The 1,334-nt window shown below is 62.1% G+C and carries 1 protein-coding gene; it reads right to left on the minus strand.

The window, feature by feature from the left end; all coding sequences use genetic code 11:
* Positions 1–45: 45 nt before the first annotated feature.
* Complete coding sequence (locus AWC12_RS28585; RefSeq protein ID WP_085178257.1) at positions 46–1,224, minus strand: IS481 family transposase; 1,179 nt, start codon at positions 1,222–1,224, stop codon at positions 46–48.
* Positions 1,225–1,334 lie beyond the last annotated feature (110 nt).

Raw genomic sequence — 1,334 nt, forward strand, 5'->3', positions numbered from 1 at the left:
CTGTGATGAGTCGGGTGATGGGTTACACCTGAGTCGCGTCATCGGTTACAGATTCCCCGGCCATCGGCCGGGGTTTTTGTTTTGGTTGCGCCAGTAGTTTTTTTCGGGGTTGATCTGGTGGCTGCTGAGGACGTGGTGGCCGGTTTTGCTGATGACGGTGACGGTGTTGGTTGTGGCCAGGATGAGCACTGGGGTGTTGGCGTGGGTGATGCCGATGCCGAGGTGGTGGATGCGCCCGCCGTAGCGCAGGGTGAGTTTGCCGAATTGATCGACGGTGTCGTGGCGGATGCGCAGGTGTGCGGTGGTTTGGCCTGCGGGGGTTGCTTTGGGTCGGGTGGCGTAGGCGTGCGCGGGTGTGGCCGGTGGGGTGTGGGCGCGGTGGATGCGTTGGGTGTTGTAGAGCTCGGCGAAGGTGTCGAGCAAGGTTTGTAGTTCGGCTAGGGTGGCCGGTCGTGGTCGGGCAGCTAGCCAGCGTTTGAAGGTTTGGTGGAACCGTTCGATCTTGCCTTGGGTTTGTGGGTGGTTGGGGTGGCCGTTCTTTTGGGTGATGCCCAGGTTGGCGATGAGGCGTTCGAAGTCGTTGTGGCCTTTGGTGAATCGGGCGGTGTAGACGGTGCCGTTGTCGGTCAGAGTTGATTGCGGTAGTCCGTGGCGCGCTGCGGTGTCGGTGAAGCTAGCGACCACGATGGGGCCGGTGACGCGTCGGTAGGCGGTGCAGGCCAGGAGGTATCGGGAGTGGTCGTCGAGCCAGTTGAGGATTTCGACGTCGGTGTCGTCGGCCAATCTCCAGTGGGTGAAGTCGGATTGCCAACATTCGTTGGGTTGGTCGGCGGCGAAGCGGTGATAGGAGCTGCGTGGTCGCTTTCGGGGTTGGGGGGTGATCAGGCCGTGGTGGTGCAGGATGCGGCGGATCGTGGAGGCTGCCGGCACGGGTAGACCTTGTTTGGTGAGGTGTTGTTGAAGGGTCAGTGGGCCGGCGTCCAGGCCGTCGGCGGTGAGTTCTTCCCGCAGCAGCACAATCGCGGTGATGACTTCGTCGCTGACTCTGCGGGGGTTGCTGGCGGGGCGGCGGGAGTGGGGCTCGATGGCGGGCAGGCCGCCAAGTTGGTAGCGCTTGAGTAGGCGGTAGATGTGTTGTCGGGACAGCCCGTAGGCCCGTGCGGCGGCGGTGACGGTGAGGTTTCCACTGACGACTTCCAACACGGCCACACGGGCTTTCGACATGAATCATGACTGTCACCTATGACGCGACTCATCGACCAGTGTTCCAGATGTCACGCATGACGCGACTCATCTGTCACCTATGTCATGAACTCAGACACCCTTAGCTCCAC

The sequence above is a fragment of the Mycolicibacterium iranicum genome (assembly GCF_002101705.1).
GTDB classification, from domain to species: domain Bacteria; phylum Actinomycetota; class Actinomycetes; order Mycobacteriales; family Mycobacteriaceae; genus Mycobacterium; species Mycobacterium iranicum.

Excerpts from the sequence above, each read along its gene's own strand:
- AWC12_RS28585 (WP_085178257.1), bottom strand. The coding sequence starts at position 1,224 with ATGTCGAAAGCCCGTGTGGCCGTGTTGGAAGTCGTCAGTGGAAACCTC.